A 16,098-nucleotide genomic window follows, 5' to 3' on the forward strand; every position below is an offset into this window, starting at 1 on the left:
GGCGGACTCAGCCCGGAACAGTTTGAAAACCAGAACCTCGCTTAGGGCCGTGTCCACATTACGTGGGTAGGATCACAGTCCTGGCTGAGCGTAGCAAGCTGCGTCATACGATGCTGCCAGTCGGCATAACAACGGTGCATAAAGAGCCTGCTGCTGTCCGCCTCGATAAGACAGATATCCGGGCTTCTCAGTACAGCGGCAAGAAACCCGGCATTGTTGGTACTGCCCTGACCAAACAGCGGACGGAATACACGGGACGGAAAGCTGTCCTGCTGCTGTTCAAGAATGGCGTGAATCGCATCAAGCGCTATCCATTCACGGGAGAACAGGCCCCCTTCGCCATTGGCGGTTAAGCGCAGGGCAAGGCTTCCGGTTTCACCCTCTTTACCCAGCTCATACGTCAGCAGTCCCTTGCTGTGGGGGCTGATTTTCTCGGCTTCACCACTATAGAACACGGTATAGCTTTCGGTGACGGCGGCTTCGGTAGCGATTTTTTTCTTACTCATGGCTCAGCGCCTCAATCAGATTATGTAGCTCATTGATAACGGTTGTGTCCGGGAACACCAGATAGATACCCTGACCGTTATCGCAGACGATACCGAGCAGGAGATACCAGCCATCATCAAGCGCGGTGACGTATTCCGGGTTAGCCAGTGCGACTGCCAGCAGCGGGTCTTCGGGGAGCGTGTCATCGTGGTTGAGATGCCAGAGCAGGGTTCCCGTTTCGTTCCAGAAAGCGGTAAAGAGGTCGATATCATCGACGGGGCCGAGGATTTCATTGCTGAGGGCCGCCAGTGCGGAGGCGGGCAAGTTGAGAAGGGGAAGACTGGCGAGGGTCGTGAGTTTAAACATGATTATCTCCATAATGAATTGATTTACATGGAAATAATATGTGCATAAAAAGAGGTTTTTTACGTTCATAGTCGTTGGTGTGGGTGAGCTTTGTGAATGTACAAAATCAAAGCACCCGCAGGTGTTAAATGTGATGAGTGTCACAATAATAAAAAATGAATAGAGTGTGGTTTTAATTATGGAAAGGTTGATTCACCCTTAAGTTGGGCTGCATATTGTCAAAACCATTACTTTAATCTATTGATTTAAATAGTATTAATTTTAAATGCCTTATTAGGTCGTTTTTTAGGCGAAAATCGGTGAGGTCTATTACCATTTTCTTATTTCAGAGCCTCAAAAGTTGACCTACTTTGGGCGACGCATCCGGAACACAATTTTTTATAGGGTTTAACGCTATTTTCCCTTTTCCCTGAGCAGGAGTACTCCTGCTGAATCATCATGGTCTTTCTGACTTGAGTATTAAATGTCAATGGGCATATAAGAGCTGGTTTTCCATGGGCTTGAAAGTGATGTCACGAATAAATAAGCTTATTCCATTGTTGGCCGACATATTAACTTACTCATTATCATCTGAAATTTCAGAGGACCATGTACATATTATGGATGTTAATAACCCTTTAAATAAAATAACGCAAATGCTGGATGAAAAGGGCATCACTGCTGCTCATAAAAATTCCTTCAATGTAGATGTGGAAGCTCAGGGGTATTCCGACTCTGGAGTATCTAATGCTGTAGAATATTCAGAGGTTGCACCTAAAAATACTGGGGGTGTTTTTACTAAAGCCCTTTTTGATGAATATAAAATCCGTGCAGTACAAGTTGCACAAACAATCGAGACCAGCGATAAGAAGTTAACCGGACTTAAGGCAATATTCTATCCATCAGGTCGCATTAAATTTATTGTCCGAAAAAGTATTCGTGGAAGGAATATCTACGTTGCCGTAGGAAACTACCCGGAAATTTCAATTAAAGATGCAAGAGAACATGCCTTTAAAATAATTCAGGAGCTTAAGGCTGCCGTTGAGACTTATGGTGAGCGTTTTCTTACGCACAGCAAAATAACGTTTAATGAACTTGTGGAACAGTATGTGAAATGCGTACTTAGCACGGGCGTTAAGCGTTCAGCTAATACCGACCTTTCTAAGATCCGTAAATACCTGCGCCCTCTTCTCGGTGACAAAAAGCTGGCAGGTATGACGGAGGCGGACATTCTGAGCTATCTGTATGCTCTCGATCTCAAGCCAGCCACCCGCAACCGCCATCTGGCGCTCATTAAAGCGGTGTTTACCTGGGCTATACGCATGGGATACACCAACCGCTCCCCGGCGCTTTATATCAAAGCGCTGCCTGAAGTGACGTCAGATCGCCGCGCCATGGATGATTCCCAGCTTCAGTGCTGGATGGAAGTGTGTGAGTGCTGGCGTAATGGTAAACCCGATCATGAAGCCCTTGCTCTGCTCATGTTCCTTGCCCTGACGGGGCTGCGTCTGGGGGAAACTCGTCATCTTCGCCTTGAGGATGTGGACTGGAGCCGCAAGGTTATCACCCTTCGCCATACCAAAAACGGCAAACTCCGCCGTGTACCGGTATGTGATAAGGCTTTCGTTCTTCTGACAGAACAGCGTCAGCATCTGGGTGATGAAGGCTGGGTATTTCCGGGCAAGGGGACCGACAATCCGGTTTCTGAGCCACGTCGCCTGCAAAAACAACTTTGTGAGGCTGCGAGTATTCCACCGTTCACCATCCATGAGATGCGTCATACCTTTGCGACAAAGCTCATTGAGAGCGGGGCCGACATTCACACCGTCAAAGACTTACTGGGTCACAGCACGATCAAAGTAACGTCACTTTACTTGCACTCATCACCGGCGCGTTACCACGAAGCCGTTAACCGGGCGATGGCAGATTTGAACCTTGTAAAAATGACTCAATGAAAACATTCATAGAGCAGGACATGGCTTATACCGTTATATATTTTACAGGACAGAATTAATGACAATTGAAACTAAAACATTATCAACGCTACCGCCTGGGCTTTCACCACTCGCGAAAATTATGTCAAATATGCATCGTGAGAAAACCGACAGGTCAGATGTAAAGAAGCTGCTGAGAAAAGCTTCACAACATAAAGATATTGATCTTTCCTTTATCAAAGAAATGGTATTCCGTGAGGGATTGCCGGAGGGTTATGGAGCCAGTGCAGAAGCGCTTTATTCACTCTCAGGTAAGGCCCCGGTACCGTTTACATTTACACCTGTATTTCCTTATGCGAAATGCTTTTCTGCTGATAGTCAGTCTGATATGCAGCTGTTGCTTGTTGCAAGGAATCAGGCTGGAAAGATTATTTCTATTCGTATCAAAATGGATGAACTGTATGCCGATATTGATCGGGTAATGGCCTCTCTCGCTCACAGAGGCGTTGCGATTGATCCTGTTCGTAAAAATGAACTGATTAGATTCATTCTCAAGTGCATGGATATGACATTACCGTGTTATCTGGTGACGCCATCTATGGGGATGATCGATAAGAAAGCCGCTTTTTTGCACGGAAAAACCGCTATTTTCTGTGACCTTGACGGATTTGAAAATATTATCCCGGCTTCTGTAAAGCGTATCCCCGAAGGGATTAAGGAATACGGAGAGCTAGATCAGTGGCAGGAACTTATTGCTGAACATGCAAAAGGTGATTATCAAATTTTTGCCATCATGCTCTCTCTTGCATCCCCTTTGCTTGGGCTTGCCGGGCAGGATATTGCTATATTCCATTTCTATGGTCTTTCCACGACAGGAAAAACAATCCTGCTGCAACTGAGTGCATCGTGTCACGGGTATGGAGGAGATGCCGGAAGTAACGGCCCGTCGCTCATTGCCCGGTGGAATGCCACAAGCAACGGTATCGAGAGTCATGCTGCTTTACAATCCGGTACCGTGGTATGTCTTGATGAATTAGGAGCATTTTCCGGAAAAGAGCTTTCCTCCCTGATCTATAACCTGACATCCGGTGTCTCAAAAATTCGTATGGATAAAACGCAGGAGATGCGCGAACCGTTAAGGTGGAACTCGTTCTTTGTGTCTTCCGGCGAGATATCATTTTCCCATAAGCTGCGAGAAAAAAAACAAAACCTGCAGGGCGGTCATGAGCATCGGGTTATCAATCTCCAGATTTTCCCGAAAGATGCCGGAGCCCCTGGAGAGGGGGCGGAAATTATTCGTCAGCATGCTGACAAACTTAAGTCGGGACTTGAGCACTTCTGTGGGACGGCTGGACCCGCTTTTCTCCGTAGCCTGCTTTCTCAGACTGATGAAGAGGGGCTTCCCGTGAGTTATCAATGGTTACATGAATCCATTAAAGCTAAGGTATCAGAATGTGAAGGCCTGCTTCTGGCTGAGCTGATTGATGAAGGGTATCTCCTGACAGATGTTCAACTCCGTGCGCTTCGACGTTTTTCTTTCGTAATGGCTGTAGGTCTGTTGGCGCAGGAACTGGGTATCTTGCCTTACTCTCCGGAACGAATTGCGACCGCCGTCTGGGAAATAGTTGTTCGTTGGCTGAGTGATACCTCTGTGCAATATAACCCGGTCCAGCAAGCATTGATTGATATTCAGCGTGACCTTGTAAAAAGGGAAGGGGCACATTTCATCGGCCTGAAAGATCGTGAGAGCCGTAAACCCGGAAACCACTGGGGATATATCCACCATATTAATGAGGATTTTTTAATCTTCGCTCCTGTATTTGAAGAGTGGTGCCAGAAACATTCATTAAACGCTCGAGAAGTCTCTAAGGAGCTGGCATGCCGAAAACTTCTGCGGGTAGAAAGTAAAGGGCATTACAAAAAGCGTCCTCTTACTGGTATGAAGTGTTACTACCATATTAAGAGGGAGTTTATCAGTGCTGATTTGAATTTTGCTTAAAGCATTATCTGAATGTAGTTAACTAACTTATCTTTAAACTTATTATTCTGAATAAATTAACAGAAGGGGAACCCCATGACTGAATTCTGCGAATTAAATGAGACTCACACTTTTCCTAGTGCTATTACAGGCTGTGAAACTATTCGCCCACCATTTACGCTTTATGGTCTTATCATGACGCAGGCTAAATGCAATTTCTATAATATCTGCAGGGAAGTGACAGACAGTGAGTATCCTGAATTAAAAGCAATGATTAACCGGAATGAAAATATTCGTTTCTTTGCCAGTTATATTTTCAAAGGTAACGTTCGTTATGATTATCTTGGCGAATTTCCAACACTATCAATCGATCAGGCTCGCAATAAAGCCCGTTATCTTGCCAGAAGTAATGAGGATGAGACCGCTTATGAATACATACCATTCTGATTGATTGCTGAACAAAAAAAAAGCAGGGGCATATGCCTCTGCTTTTCTGTTATAGCAAGGAAGGTAACTGAGCTGTGATTCGCTCAGCCAGAAGCTGACTGGTGTTCTGTAAACGCTGAGGATGAAGATGCGCATACCGCTGCGATGACTGACTGCTGCGATGTCCCAGTTGGGCCTGAACGTCATACAATGTACCGCCGTAGGACACGATGAGAGCGGCAACCGAATGGCGGCAGGTATGAATACACACTTCGTTGTCGAAAATTCCCGCCCGACGCACGATACGCTGAAAGGCTTTGACCGGATTATTCAGCGGCATTCCCGGTTTTTTACCGATAAACAACCACGGATTTCCCCGCTGCGTTGGCAGCGTTCTGATTACGTCTATTGCCAGTGAGTTAAGATGAACAATCCGTCCATAGCCATTCTTGGTTTCCGGGAGCCACAGGGTGCGTTTTACCGGGTCAAGATGTTCCCACTTTGCCAGACGCAGCTCATCACGACGAAGGCCGGTCAGTAACAGCAGTTTGACATAGCGGGCAGCGACGGGGCTGGTATCGTTATCGGCGGAGAGAAAAATACGACGAATTTCATCCTCGGTGAAATAGCGCTGTCGGGCGTTGTTCTCCCTGAGAAGCTGTACCACTCTTGCCGGATGGACAGAGATGATGCTTTGCCTTCCGGCCCAGGTAAACACCGCTTTAATCAGTACGATGACACGATTACAGGTTGCTGCTGATAATGAAGTGCTTAACGTCTGCTGGAGGCGGAGAATGCTGGCAGGTGTGATATCGCTAAGCAGCATCTGACCAATGGCGGGACGGATATGATCCCGGTAGCGCTGGAAATCCTTTCCCCAGCTACGTTTAGCAGACTTTGCCCAAGCCAGATAATGCTGGTTAAAGAGTTCATCAAATGTCATCTCTTGTCTCTTGTTTTCGCGTTCCTGCTTAGGGTCAGTTCCGGTGGCAAGTGAGCGTTTATGTTCCACGGCAATCTTACGGGCTAAGGTGACATCCACCTCAGGCCAGTGGCCAATAGCGATGGCACGTTTTCTTCCATGGTAGAGGTAGCGGAGCAAAAACTTTTTACGTCCTTCTCCTTTGCTGACCAGACATTTCAGGCCAGAAATCTCGGTGTCGCTGTATTCAGCATCGGTACTGCGTGAATCTGATGAGTTAGGAGGAAGGGATTTAATGAGCTGACTGGTAAAACGGAAGCGTTTCGGACTGGACATATTACCTCCTGTGATTGGTGTTAAGTACGTCAGGGTTGACTCATCCCCGGCACAACGTTTTTGATGGCGGTATCAGGCTGATACCATGGTGACGGTAATGGTAGTGCTGGACCTCAAAGAAGTCGTGATGATAAGCAGAGCAAAAAGGCCTTACGGTCTGGTTCTGGTCCGGGAGGGAGAGATGTAATAGGGGAGAGGGTCACAGAAATAATATGTGCGTGAGTCAAGGGCCATTACGTGCAGATAATAGCTTTCGTTGTTGCATGAGCTATGTGAACTGCTACTGGCTAGCTACTAAGGATGCAACACCAGGGAGAGTTCAACACCCACACTAAAACACAAAGAAGTATGGTGAAGATACAGTTCGCGTTTTTAGTTAAAAGACCTTGAGTAGGTGATAATAGTATGTATTTTGGTACTGCACAGTAAAATGTAACAACAATTCATAAGGACAATGATTACAATGCAAATTGTTTCAGTAATAAACTATAAAGGTGGAGTTGGTAAAACAACTGTCACATCTAACTTAGCTGCTGAATTAGCATTCAGAGGGAAGAATGTTTTGGTTTTGGATATGGATGCCCAGGCAAGCCTTACCTTTTCCTTTTTAACGCCTGATTTTTGGGATAAGAACCTCAAAACGGAAAGAACTATTAAGAATTGGTTTGATTGCATTAGTCAAGGCGAGCAGACAATGCCACTTTCAACTCTTAGAATAAGGCCTGAAGACGTCAATAGCCGACTTAGAAGCAACGGAGGATGTTTAGACCTGATCTCGTCGCATCTTGGGTTAATTAATGTCGATCTTGAACTTGCAACCCTTCTCGGTGGGGCGAGTCCAAGTCAAACTCAAAAAAAATATCTCAAGGTCCATGGTAAACTCAGGGAAGAACTTCAGCTATTAGCTGAGGAAATGAGCTATGATATAGTGCTAATTGATTGCCCTCCTAATTTTAATATTGTTACAAAGAATGCATTGATTGCATCGGATAAGATTTTAATACCTGCTAAACCAGATTATTTATCAACGCTAGGAATCGATTATCTAAAAAGAAGTGTTGAATCTTTAGTTACAGATTATAATTTCTATGCGGACAAGGACCAAGATTATGGAAGAGTTTCACCAGAGGTGCTTGGTGTCGTCTTTACTATGATCCAAATTCATTCTGAACAGCCTATTGCTGCACAGCGGCAGTATATTGCACAGACTAAACGTCTGCATGTTCCTGTGTTCAATACTATTTTTAGAGAAAATAAAACTATCTTCGCTGATGCACCTAGAGATGGGGTTCCGGTAGCATTGAATGCGTACTCAAACGCTACGCATTCATCTATTGTTGACGAGATTGAAGCGTTTGTGGATGAGTTTCTTGAAAAGGTTGGAGAATGAAAGTGAGTAAAACTAAAACATTAACTTCGCTGTTTCGAGAGTTACAAGATGCTGTTCTCGAACTTAATGATGTGGAGCTGGAAAAGGTTATTTCAGGAGAGTATCAGTTTACTATAAAAGTAGTTAAAAAGAAAAATAGTGCTAATACTAAGGTAAGATTGGTTGACGATACTAGCTATAGCAATCTACTTGATTTACTGAATCAATGTGAGACTAGAGAAGAAGGTTACGAGCTATTATCTAGAGAGTTAGGTGCAAAGTCTGAATATGAGAAGTTTGCGCGTCACATTGAAGTTGCTGTGATGAAAAGCGATAAGGTAGAGAAGATAAGAGACAATATTATCGAGTCGACAGTAGGGGCCAAACTTCGGTCTGATGCGATCCAGAACAAAAAATAACCCAATGCCGCTGTAGAAGCGGCATATTTTTTTGATTATATTTCAGATGGCAATATTTTTCTCGCATCTCTAATGTTTGTCTAACTTAATTTTTATTTGTAACATGAGTAAATATATCAATGGTTTCATCCTGATGGGGGAAACGGGGACTCGATTTTATTGATATGGATTTAAAGAGAAACATATGTTTTTTTAACGTAGGATGAGACGGGGGAATCCCCAGTAGTACCGTGGGGGTTTCAGATGTAGTGAGTTTCCCCCTAGACCAGACGGGGGGTTTACCCCGAACAAAAACTACGAAAAGCCCCAATAGGTAAGGGAAAAAGCAGTTCCCCCATTTCCCCCTTTTTTTTACGTCATTATGATGAGGTGAGGGATGTTGGGGCCAGGTAAGCAGATGTGGTTAAATAAAGCTCCTTGGGAAGTTAGTGTGCTTTTAGAGAATATCGATGGAATATAGGAATTTACTAAGAATTATTGGCAAAAAGGGATTGAGGGCGAAACTTTATTTTATGGTTGCATTAGTCGCGACAACGATACTGTCAAGCACAAGTGATGCTGTAATGGCAGTATATCGGAATATTGTTAGTGAGAATGTTGTGCCTGTAATTAATTCAGTATGGTTTAAGATTTACGGCACGTTTAACCCTATCCCTGAACATCATGATTATCATTTTTTGGTCACGTTTTTTATCCCACCATCAGCTGGGAATGTCGGCCGTAGTGAGAGCACTGGAGTCTCTATACCTGGGGAGGAATGCAGAAAATCAGGAGGAGCGACATTCAGTGCACCATCTAGTCTCAATTTTGAAAACTGGCAGAACAACATCATTACGGAAGCTAATTGTTCAAGTGGTAGGGTAACTGTAACACTCATTCCACAAACAGGAGGGGAAAAGGAGGTCATTTATGATGGCTTATTTTACGAAGGAAAACAGATTACCTTTTCAGGCGATTCAGGCGATTCAGGCAGATACAACGCGGGAGTTTTAAAGCTTATGTCTACAGATAGATCAGAATCTGAAGGTGACTGGATTCAAGTAAATGAGTATCAGAAGAAAGGAACATGTGATTCACAATGCTTTGATTGATCATGACAATGCAGTTGATGGTCGGCCTAATCACTAATGAAAATAGGAGACATGCGTGTATTTCTGTAAACTATCCACCCTGTCTTCTTGGGCCGAATTGTTCATACCTGGACAGGATCAGAAATGGACTTGTGTTAAGTACCGGGCAGCAGGCCATACTCTGTTAGTACCTGTTTGCTTAAGAAAGTCGACTTCCAAATAGATCAGAATGAGTCCAATTAAAGTAGTTTACTGGAAATTCATTTAATTATTTCTCTTTATATTTAGTAGTTGAAGACCTAAATATGCTATCAAAAGAAAAGTAATTAAAGTAAATGTTAAGGATAAAGATGCTACCTTTATGTTCTTTATATTTGACATGCAAAGTAATGAGAGAGCTATAGTAATTCCGAGTTCAAAAAATGCCACCATATATATTAAATAGGTGGCATGTAGATAACCTGCTTTCTTAAAATTAGCAAGGCGTATTCCATCCAACCCAAAAATAACAACAACCATTGCTAGCAATAAAGCCATCATAGCTGTTGAGTATGTGACCAAGGATGAGCCTAAGTTACTAAGATTCCCGATAAAGCTTACCGACTTTAAAAAATATTCCTTAGATAGATACAGAATTGCAAATCCTGTTGCATTGCATAAAATAATAACCAACATTGCAGCGGCAAAAGGTTTCGTTTTCATCGCGATACTCCTCAGTATCCCAAAGTCCTCAGCATAGTATTGTTAGTGTAGTTATTTTCCATCTGAACGTCTATATCCGTACTGCTATTAATGTCAACAATATCATACACGGTATTGGATGTTATCACATTAAGGTCTGTAGCTACGTCACCTATATGCTCTTTGGCTGAAACAGCAATGGATGTTATCGATTGAGGAAGCCCTCTCATCACTTCGGAAAATGTACTTTTTATATCCTTGGATCTTTTTGGTACTATTTTTATTTCAAATGAATCAACATCATCATAAGTTACAACACCATTAAAAAGTGAGGAAAAACCGCTTAATACACCTTGGGACTTATCCATTTTCATTGTTATCTTCCCTACGTGAGCGTAGGTCAATACTTCTTGTTCTGTTATATTGTTTGTTATAGGCGCGAAGTTTATATTGTGATTACTATTTCTCGCTAGCATTTTTGAGTCATAGAATGAAGCCAACTTGCTAACTCTTGGTGAAAACAATGAATTACTAAATCCAATCAAATCGTTCTTTAAAATGAAGAATGATGCAAATGCTATTTTTTCACTCGCGCCTAATATATTTGATAAATCTGCAAATGTGTTACTGCGGGTATCTAGCCTTCTAAATACATCTCTGCTGTTTGTTTTGATGAATGTATAAACGTCACCAGCTATATGTTGAACTAAATAATATTCACCATCCATTGTTAGCGTGTTTCTGCTATTGGATATCATATTGTCAAAGCTGGTTTTCAACGGCTCGCAGATAACAGTTCCATCAGTAGGGAAAAGTCTGTGTGTAAAATAGTTTGTTTTCATTTATTTTAGTTGCCCAGATTTTAAGAACCATTTTTTGACTATGTTATATGTCTTTTTTTGCTTCAGGGCAACATGTATCACATATCGACTCTCTTTATATGAGGTGAGAGTAAGATGTACTTCAGTAAGGTCTCACTGAAGCGCTATTTTGGATATCTGCTTTGTGTTGGTTCTCTTTAAATCGAGGCCGTGGACGTTTGAGATGTGGTGTGGTTGACCGTACAAAGACCGTAAGAGTGGAGAGGTTAAGGGGAGAACAGAGGAAGTTGAATGCTTTTAAAGTAAGAAACAGTGGCAAAAATGATGAAGAATCCATCAAACATGTAACGCTCTGACACTACCAGATATCTACCTGAAGCAAAAATGAAAAAAGCCCCGCTTTGCAGCGAGGCCTTATGAATAGTGGTGCCCGGACTCGGAATCGAACCAAGGACACGGGGATTTTCAATCCCCTGCTCTACCGACTGAGCTATCCGGGCAACGGGGCGCATTAAAACCGATCCGCCTCGTTTCGTCAACGAAATTTCTTCAAATTAACGCAGACTGCACAATCTATCACCACTTTGCTGTTATTGCACACATCTTCAGGAAAAAAACGCTGTCCAGGCGGCAGAGAATGGCATCGCCAGCAGCAGGGCAGGCAGCATATTCACCACGGCAAACATCTTAATTCCGCAGATACGTAAACCGGTCGCCAGCAGGAGCAATCCGCCCACTGCGCTAAAATCCGCCATCATCGCGGGGGTGGTGAGCGGCAGGAGCAACGCAGCGCTGGCGGCCAGCATTAACTGAATGACAAGCATTGGCGCAGAGATGGCGGAAACCGCGATCCCCAACGAGCAGGCAAAAATCATCGCGGTAAAGAAATCGAGAAAGGACTTGGCGATTAAAATGCTCGGATCGCCCGTCATTCCCTCATGCATCGAGCCGAAAATACCGGTGCCGCTTGCGCAAAAGAGCACAATGATAGCCACGTAATTCTGGATAAAAGTGTCGTGGACGGCCGTTTTTCCTGGCTTCTTAAACAGTTGCGGTGCCTTTGCGACTGCTGAATTGATGCCTCTTTCCAGAAAACAGATTTCACCAATCAGCGCGCCAATAAGGGTCGCCAAAACCATCACGGGCAGGTTGGCGCACTTGATGACCAGTAAAATACCGATTCCCAGTGAGGCCAGACCGAATATCGAGGTCATTGAGACGCGAAGACGTTCCGGTAAACGCTGGCTGAGAAGTGAACCGATCACACCGCCAATCAACACAGCGCTGGCGTTAATAAAAGGACCAATTACCATATTAGCTCCCATAACTATACTGACAGATTGCATTATTATGCTCTGATAATCGCGTTTAATGGCAGTTTCTTAGCAAAGTGAATGCATACGGATTTTATCTTGCAGCCCCTGGGGAAAGGTGCCATGATTGCGCGAATTTTCTCCTGTCTGAATGGGGTTGCCTGGGATGATTGTATTCCCCTCACATCACCTTCAACATCGCCATCTCGCGCGAAGCTTGCCCTTTCCTGTGACCTCCCGACATTCGCTCGCCATGCGGTGAGGGAAGCGTACGCTCACTGCAGGACAACAGTAAAATCAGATAATGTCTGCTTTTACTGATGTCTGGCGGTCGGAGCTGGTGACCAGTTTGACCCGACAAATCGTTCGGCAAGGCCATTGTGCTTTGTCCGGGGCTTTTACACTCCCGAAACGGGTTTTTGTGCTTATGAAATCAATGAATATTGCCGCCAGCGGTGAGCTGGTATCCTGCTTGTCTACCCACCGTCATGTGGTGGCGCTGGACAGTACCGATTTTACCGACGTCGCGGCAGTCGTCATTACCGTTGCGGACAGCCGTAGCGGCATTCTTTCCCTGCTCAAACGTACCGGTTTTCATTTGCCGGTATTTATGTTCTCAGAAGAGACGACAGACGCGCCTGCGGGCGTCGAGGCGGTCATTGCGGGCAGCGCGCAGGACTGGCTGGAACTGGAGTCTGCTGCCTGCCGTTATGAAGAGGATCTGCTGCCGCCATTTTATGACACGCTGACGCAGTACGTTGAGATGGGCAACAGTACCTTTGCGTGCCCCGGGCATCAGCACGGCGAGTTTTTTAAAAAACATCCTGCGGGTCGCCATTTTTACGACTTTTTCGGTGAAAACCTGTTTCGTGCCGACATGTGCAACGCTGATGTGAAGTTGGGCGATTTGCTGATCCACGAAGGATCGGCGAAACATGCACAGAAATTTGCCGCCAAAGTCTTCCATGCGGATAAAACCTATTTTGTGCTTAACGGGACGTCAGCGGCGAATAAAGTGGTTACCAATGCGCTGCTGACACGCGGCGATCTGGTGCTGTTTGATCGTAACAACCACAAGTCGAATCACCATGGCGCACTTATTCAGGCGGGCGCTACGCCGGTTTATCTTGAGGCGGCACGTAACCCGTTTGGTTTTATCGGCGGCATTGATGAGCATTGTTTTAACGAGGCGTATCTGCGCGAGCAAATTCGCAATGTCGCGCCGGAAAAGGCAGATAAAGCGCGGCCCTTCCGTCTGGCCATTATTCAGCTTGGCACCTATGACGGCACTATCTACAACGCACGCCAGGTGATCGACAAGATAGGTCACCTTTGTGACTACATCCTGTTTGACTCGGCCTGGGTGGGTTATGAGCAATTTATCCCAATGATGGCCGATGGCTCGCCGTTGTTGCTGGAGCTGAATGAAAACGATCCGGGCATTTTCGTTACCCAGTCTGTCCATAAACAGCAGGCCGGCTTCTCGCAAACCTCGCAGATCCACAAGAAAGATAACCATATTCGCGGCCAGACGCGTTTCTGCCCGCATAAGCGACTGAATAATGCCTTCATGCTCCATGCGTCGACCAGCCCGTTCTACCCGCTGTTTGCGGCGCTGGATGTTAACGCCAAAATTCATGAAGGGGAGAGTGGCCGCCGCCTGTGGGCGGAATGCGTCACGCTGGGTATTGAAGCGCGTAAAGCTATTCTCGCCAGCTGTAAGATGCTTCTGCCATTTATTCCTCCCGTCGTCGACGGCAAACCGTGGCAGGAACATCCCACATCGGTGATTGCCAGTGAGCGCCGCTTCTTCAGTTTTGAACCCGGTGCGAAATGGCATGGTTTTGAAGGGTATGCCGACGATCAGTATTTTGTCGATCCCTGCAAGCTGCTGCTGACGACGCCTGGCATTGATGCCCAGACCGGGCGTTATACCGATTTTGGTATCCCTGCCACCATTCTGGCGCACTATCTGCGTGAAAACGGCATCGTGCCGGAGAAATGCGATCTCAACTCGATTTTATTCCTCCTGACGCCAGCTGAAAGCGCTGACAAAATGGCGCAACTGGTGGCGATGCTGGCGCAGTTTGAACAGCATATTGAAGACGATACGCCGCTTTCAGAGGTGTTGCCGACCATCTTCAATAAATACCCGGTGCGCTATCGCGACTATACCCTGCGCGAACTGTGCCAGGAGATGCACGATCTGTACGTCAGCTTCGATGTTAAAGATCTGCAAAAAGCGATGTTCCGTCAGGTGAGTTTGCCAAAGGTGGCGATGAATCCTCAGGATGCCAACAGCGCGTTTATCCGCGGTGATGTCGAGCTGGTACGTATTTGCGATGCAGAAGGCCGTATCGCGGCGGAAGGGGCGCTACCTTACCCTCCAGGCGTCCTGTGCGTGGTCCCTGGTGAAGTGTGGGGTGGGGCGGTTCAGCGTTACTTCCTCGCGCTGGAAGAGGGCGTGAACCTGTTGCCAGGTTTTTCACCAGAGCTACAGGGCGTGTACAGCGAAACAGACACAGACGGCATTAAGCGTTTGTATGGCTATGTGCTGAAGTAAGTACGAAAAAAAACGGGTCACCCAAAGGTGACCCGTTTTTGTCAGAGAAGAATTAGTGTGTCACGGGCTGAGAGCCTGTTGGCGTGCGAACGTGTTTGTATTTAAACAGGGCGACGAACGCGAAAGCCAGAATCAGAGAGTAGCCGGCGAAAATCAGCCACACGGTTTGCCAGTCGGTAATACCGTTCAGTGTGTAATGCTCAACCACTTTCCCGCTGACCACACCTCCCAGGATGCAACCGAAACCGTTGGTCATCATCAGGAACATACCCTGTGCGCTGGCTCGGATTTCAGGGCGAACTTCTTTTTCAACAAACACTGAACCGGAGATGTTGAAGAAGTCGAAGGCGCAGCCGTAAACAATCATCGACAGAACCAGCAGTACCGTACCGAACGGCGTCGGGTCGCCATAGGCGAACAGACCGAAGCGCAGCATCCACGCCACAATACTGATAAGCATAACGTTCTTAATGCCGTAGCGGCTCAGGAAGAACGGGATCGTCAGGATAAACAGGGTTTCGGAGATCTGTGAAATCGACATCATCACCGAGGCGTGCTCAACAATAAAGCTCCCGGAGAACAGCGGGTTGTTGTCGAAGCTGTGCAGGAAGGTGTTCCCGAACATGTTGGTGATTTGCAGTTCAGCGCCCAGCATCATTGAGAAGATGAAGAAGATCGCCATACGCTTGTTTTTAAACAGCGCGAAGGCATCCAGACCCAACATTGAGGTCCAGCTCTGGTTTTTCTGCTGGTTGGCTACCGGAATATGCGGCAGCGTCAGGGTGAACAGCGCCAGAACAACGGAGAGGACAGCACCGATGTACAGCTGCATATGGCTCAGTTCGAAGCCGGAGAAGCTCACACCCCACATGGCAAAGATAAAGCCGATGGTGCCCCAGATACGGATTGGCGGGAAGTCGGTCACAATGTCCATCCCCGCAGATTGCAAGCGGTAGTAGGAGATGGTGTTGATCAGACCCAACGTCGGCATATAGGCCAACGAGTTAAGGAGGATCACGAAGAACATTGCGCCCGGCGTGGTCACCTCCGCCGCCATAAACAGCGTTGCGGCGCCAACTATGTGGCAAATGGCATACACCCATTTCGCACTTAACCATTTGTCCGCCACAATCCCTAACAGCGTAGGCATCAGGACGGCGGCGATCCCCAGGGAGCTATAAACAGCACCGATGGAGGCACCGTCAAACTTAAGGGTGACAAACATATATGAGCCGAGGGTCGTGAGCCAGCTTCCCCACAGGCAGAACTGCAGAAAGGAGAGGACTTTCAGCTGCAGCTTAAGATTCATGTTAATTTCCTCACACCGTAATGCGGATGAATGTTTTAAAAGGCACATTTGCCGTTGCAATATGATGTGATTCTATCAACGACAGACCTTCGTTTTTTGTTACCTGTGACAAATATTTGCAAACAT

The 16,098-nt window shown here is 46.0% G+C and carries 14 protein-coding genes and 1 tRNA gene; 7 read left to right on the top strand and 8 right to left on the bottom strand.

The window, feature by feature from the left end; genetic code table 11:
• Window positions 1–41: 41 nt before the first annotated feature.
• The gene (locus AC07NP_RS12575; protein WP_494660674.1) at window positions 42–506 is read right to left on the bottom strand and encodes a hypothetical protein; all 465 of its coding nucleotides are present in this window, start codon (window positions 504–506) and stop codon (window positions 42–44) included.
• On the bottom strand, window positions 499–852 hold the full coding sequence (locus tag AC07NP_RS12580; RefSeq protein ID WP_494660675.1) for a hypothetical protein: 354 nt from the start codon (window positions 850–852) through the stop codon (window positions 499–501). The genes AC07NP_RS12575 and AC07NP_RS12580 overlap by 8 nt, the downstream gene beginning before the upstream one ends.
• A gap of 494 nt (window positions 853–1,346) precedes the next feature.
• Here AC07NP_RS12580 and AC07NP_RS12585 point away from each other — a divergent pair, with 494 nt between their 5' ends.
• The 3 genes from AC07NP_RS12585 to AC07NP_RS12595 all read left to right on the top strand — a co-directional run bounded on the left by AC07NP_RS12585 (window position 1,347) and on the right by AC07NP_RS12595 (window position 5,190).
• A complete protein-coding gene (locus AC07NP_RS12585; protein ID WP_494660676.1) occupies window positions 1,347–2,786 on the top strand; it encodes a site-specific integrase in 1,440 nt (479 codons plus the stop codon).
• A 58-nt stretch (window positions 2,787–2,844) separates the two neighbouring features.
• On the top strand, window positions 2,845–4,764 hold the full coding sequence (locus AC07NP_RS12590) for a DUF927 domain-containing protein (protein ID WP_494660677.1): 1,920 nt from the start codon (window positions 2,845–2,847) through the stop codon (window positions 4,762–4,764).
• Window positions 4,765–4,839: 75 nt separating this feature from the next.
• Window positions 4,840–5,190 (top strand): hypothetical protein, encoded by a 351-nt coding sequence (locus tag AC07NP_RS12595; protein ID WP_494660678.1) that lies wholly within the window; start codon window positions 4,840–4,842, stop codon window positions 5,188–5,190.
• Window positions 5,191–5,239: 49 nt separating this feature from the next.
• Here AC07NP_RS12595 and AC07NP_RS12600 read toward each other — a convergent pair whose 3' ends face one another.
• Window positions 5,240–6,427 carry a tyrosine-type recombinase/integrase gene (locus AC07NP_RS12600; protein ID WP_494660679.1) on the bottom strand — a complete coding sequence of 396 codons (1,188 nt, stop codon included), beginning with the start codon at window positions 6,425–6,427 and terminating at the stop codon, window positions 5,240–5,242.
• 463 nt (window positions 6,428–6,890) lie between these two features.
• On the opposite strand from AC07NP_RS12600, the gene AC07NP_RS12605 reads away from it, so the two are divergent.
• From AC07NP_RS12605 to AC07NP_RS12615, 3 genes are all read left to right on the top strand, one after another.
• A complete protein-coding gene (locus tag AC07NP_RS12605; protein ID WP_494660680.1) occupies window positions 6,891–7,817 on the top strand; it encodes a ParA family protein in 927 nt (308 codons plus the stop codon).
• Window positions 7,814–8,215, top strand: coding sequence for a hypothetical protein (locus AC07NP_RS12610; protein WP_494660681.1), 402 nt, complete (start codon window positions 7,814–7,816; stop codon window positions 8,213–8,215). Before AC07NP_RS12605 ends, AC07NP_RS12610 begins: the two co-directional genes overlap by 4 nt.
• A gap of 449 nt (window positions 8,216–8,664) precedes the next feature.
• Window positions 8,665–9,306: a hypothetical protein gene (locus AC07NP_RS12615; protein ID WP_494660682.1), complete on the top strand. Its 642-nt coding sequence runs from the start codon at window positions 8,665–8,667 to the stop codon at window positions 9,304–9,306.
• A 243-nt stretch (window positions 9,307–9,549) separates the two neighbouring features.
• On the opposite strand, the gene AC07NP_RS12620 is transcribed toward AC07NP_RS12615, so the two are convergent.
• The 4 genes from AC07NP_RS12620 to AC07NP_RS12635 form a co-directional block, all read right to left on the bottom strand.
• Window positions 9,550–9,987, bottom strand: coding sequence for a hypothetical protein (locus AC07NP_RS12620; RefSeq protein ID WP_494660683.1), 438 nt, complete (start codon window positions 9,985–9,987; stop codon window positions 9,550–9,552).
• Between the two features lie 11 nt (window positions 9,988–9,998).
• Window positions 9,999–10,808 carry a RexA family antiphage protein gene (locus AC07NP_RS12625; RefSeq protein WP_494660684.1) on the bottom strand — a complete coding sequence of 270 codons (810 nt, stop codon included), beginning with the start codon at window positions 10,806–10,808 and terminating at the stop codon, window positions 9,999–10,001.
• Window positions 10,809–11,211: 403 nt separating this feature from the next.
• Window positions 11,212–11,287: transfer RNA gene (locus tag AC07NP_RS12630), tRNA-Phe, on the bottom strand.
• 105 nt (window positions 11,288–11,392) lie between these two features.
• Window positions 11,393–12,100, bottom strand: coding sequence for a DUF554 domain-containing protein (locus tag AC07NP_RS12635; protein ID WP_494660685.1), 708 nt, complete (start codon window positions 12,098–12,100; stop codon window positions 11,393–11,395).
• Window positions 12,101–12,527: 427 nt separating this feature from the next.
• Here AC07NP_RS12635 and AC07NP_RS12640 point away from each other — a divergent pair, with 427 nt between their 5' ends.
• Complete coding sequence (locus AC07NP_RS12640) at window positions 12,528–14,663, top strand: ornithine decarboxylase (RefSeq protein WP_494660686.1); 2,136 nt, start codon at window positions 12,528–12,530, stop codon at window positions 14,661–14,663.
• Window positions 14,664–14,715: 52 nt separating this feature from the next.
• Here the strand turns inward: AC07NP_RS12640 and AC07NP_RS12645 are convergent, their stop codons facing one another.
• Window positions 14,716–15,972, bottom strand: a complete 1,257-nt coding sequence (locus AC07NP_RS12645; protein WP_494660687.1) for a nucleoside permease — start codon at window positions 15,970–15,972, stop codon at window positions 14,716–14,718.
• Between the last annotated feature and the right edge of the window lie 126 nt (window positions 15,973–16,098).

This window comes from Citrobacter sp. GW821-FHT07H02 (genome assembly GCF_059418505.1).